Consider the following 2381-nt stretch of genomic DNA (forward strand, 5'->3'; position numbering starts at 1 on the left):
CACCTTGCGGTTGACCGGGTCGAGAATAATGACCGCATTGTCGTCCATGCGCAGCGTCGAGGCTGCATCAATCCAGTAGCCCTTCCAGCCGGCAGCACGCAGTTGCGGATAGATCTCGCTGGTATAGTCGCCGCCCTGACAGGTGACGATCACGTCCATCGCCTTCAGCTCGGCGATATTTTTTGCGTCTTTCAGCGCCGGCACATCGCGGCCGATAGCCGGCCCCTGCCCGCCTACATTACTGGTGGTAAAGAATACCGGCTCGGCAATCACGGCGAAGTCGTTCTCTTCGCGCATGCGCTGCATCAGTACCGAACCCACCATCCCGCGCCAACCTACAAAACCTGCTCTCATCGTGTTTCTCGCTTTATCTCTATGAATTCTGTTGTTCGCATCGTCACGCCATCAGCACCGTAGGGTGGGTTAGCCGCCACCGGCGGCGTAACCCACCACGACTCGATACCGCTGCAGCGGGTTACGGCCTGCGGCCTAACCCATCCTACCCGGGCTTACAACGCCGCGATCACCGCATCGCCCATGGCCGAACAGCTGACCTTCTCGCAACCGGCCTCGAAGATGTCGGCGGTGCGCAAGCCCTGTGCCAGCACCTTCTTCACCGCATTCTCGACGCGCTGCGCCTCTGCTTCGGCACCCAGACTGTAACGCAGCATCATCGCCACCGACAAAATGGTGGCCAGCGGATTAGCCAGATTCTGGCCGGCGATATCCGGCGCCGAGCCGTGCGAGGGCTCGTACAGACCCTTGTTGTTTTCGTCCAGCGAAGCCGACGGCAACATGCCGATCGAGCCGGTCAGCATCGATGCCTCGTCCGACAGGATATCGCCGAAGATATTGCCGGTCACCATCACGTCGAACTGTTTGGGGCGGCGCACCAGCTGCATCGCGGCATTGTCGACATACATATGCGTGAGCTCCACCTCCGGATACTCGCGCGCCACGTCGATCATGATCTCTTTCCAGAACTCGGTGGTCTCCAGCACATTGGCCTTGTCCACCGAGCACAGCTTCTTGCCGCGCTTCATCGCAGTGGCAAACGCCACATGCGCGATACGGCGGATCTCGCTCTCGCTGTAGCGCATGGTGTTGTACGCCTCGCGCTCGCCCAGTTCGTTGACCGCGATACCGCGCGGCTGACCGAAATAGATGTCGCCGGTCAGCTCGCGGATAATCATGATATCCAGCCCCGCCACCACTTCGGGCTTGAGGGTCGAGGCGTTGGCGAGCTCCGGATACAGGATGGCCGGACGCAGGTTGGCAAACAGGTTCAGATCCTTGCGGATCGCCAGCAGGCCACGCTCGGGGCGCAGCGGACGCTCGAGATTATCGTACTGCGGGCCGCCAACGGCGCCCAGCAGGATGGCATCGGCCTCGCGCGCCAGATGCTGGGTCAGCGACGGATAGGGCGAGCCGAATGCATCGACCGCCGCACCGCCCAAGGGCGCGAACTCCCACTCGATGGCCAGACCATCACGCTTGAGCACGTCCAGCACGCGCACGGCCTGCGTAATGATTTCCGGACCGATGCCGTCACCCGGCAACACTGCAATTTTCTTCATGGCTTCTCTCTTTTATTGTTACGGACGGGTCAGGCAAACAGCCACGGCTGCGACACACGGCGCTTGGCCTCATACGCGCGGATCTCGTCTGCATGCTGCAAGGTCAGGCCGATTTCATCCAGCCCGCCCAGCAGGCAATGCTTGCGATGCTCGGTAATATCAAAACCGAAAGCCGTGCCGTCGGGGGTGGTCACCGTCTGCGCCGGCAAGTCGATATTCAGGCAGTAGCCTTCGTTTGCCTCGCACTCGGCAAACAGCCTATCCACTACATCGGCAGCGAGCACGATAGGCAACAGGCCGTTCTTGTAGCAGTTATTGAAGAAAATATCGGCGAACGACGGCGCAATCACCACGCGGAAGCCCTGGTCTTCCAGTGCCCACGGCGCATGTTCGCGACTGGAGCCGCAACCGAAATTCTCGCGCGCCAACAGCACCCCGGCACCGGCGTAGCGCGGAAAGTTCAGCACGAAGTCCGGATTGACGGGGCGCACGCTATTGTCCATGCCCGGTTCGCCATGATCTAGATAGCGCCATTCATCGAACAGGTTGGGGCCGAATCCGGAACGCTTGATCGACTTCAAAAACTGCTTGGGAATGATGGCGTCAGTGTCGACATTGGCGCGATCCAGTGGGCAAACCAGCCCGTTCAAAGTATTGAATGCTTTCATCTCGCGCCTGTCACATTTTATTGGAAATGTCGCGGGCAGCCGTTTCTATCACCTGCCCGCCCTTCTTGATATCCTGCCCCATGCCCTGCACCGTATTGCAGCCAGCAAGAAAGGCCAGCGCCAGCAGGAGTGGCAT

At 60.2% G+C, this 2381-nt stretch carries 4 protein-coding genes; all 4 read right to left on the reverse strand.

Annotated features, from left to right (window positions below):
• Positions 1-354 (reverse strand): aspartate-semialdehyde dehydrogenase (locus ACRC1E_RS10500; protein ID WP_438515045.1); only part of this gene is annotated, 354 nt, incomplete at its 3' end.
• 155 nt (positions 355-509) lie between these two features.
• Positions 510-1577, reverse strand: coding sequence for a 3-isopropylmalate dehydrogenase (gene leuB / locus ACRC1E_RS10505; RefSeq protein WP_438515046.1), 1068 nt, complete (start codon positions 1575-1577; stop codon positions 510-512).
• Between the two features lie 29 nt (positions 1578-1606).
• Positions 1607-2245: a 3-isopropylmalate dehydratase small subunit gene (leuD, locus tag ACRC1E_RS10510; protein WP_438515047.1), complete on the reverse strand. Its 639-nt coding sequence runs from the start codon at positions 2243-2245 to the stop codon at positions 1607-1609.
• 10 nt (positions 2246-2255) lie between these two features.
• Complete coding sequence (locus tag ACRC1E_RS10515) at positions 2256-2381, reverse strand: entericidin A/B family lipoprotein (RefSeq protein ID WP_438515048.1); 126 nt, start codon at positions 2379-2381, stop codon at positions 2256-2258.

It is taken from the genome of Craterilacuibacter sp. (genome assembly GCF_051659485.1).
Lineage (GTDB): Bacteria > Pseudomonadota > Gammaproteobacteria > Burkholderiales > Chromobacteriaceae > Craterilacuibacter.

Coding starts and splice junctions, on each gene's coding strand:
- leuB (WP_438515046.1), bottom strand. CDS start 1,577: ATGAAGAAAATTGCAGTGTTGCCGGGTGACGGCATCGGTCCGGAAATC.
- leuD (WP_438515047.1), bottom strand. CDS start 2,245: ATGAAAGCATTCAATACTTTGAACGGGCTGGTTTGCCCACTGGATCGC.
- ACRC1E_RS10515 (WP_438515048.1), bottom strand. CDS start 2,381: ATGCCACTCCTGCTGGCGCTGGCCTTTCTTGCTGGCTGCAATACGGTG.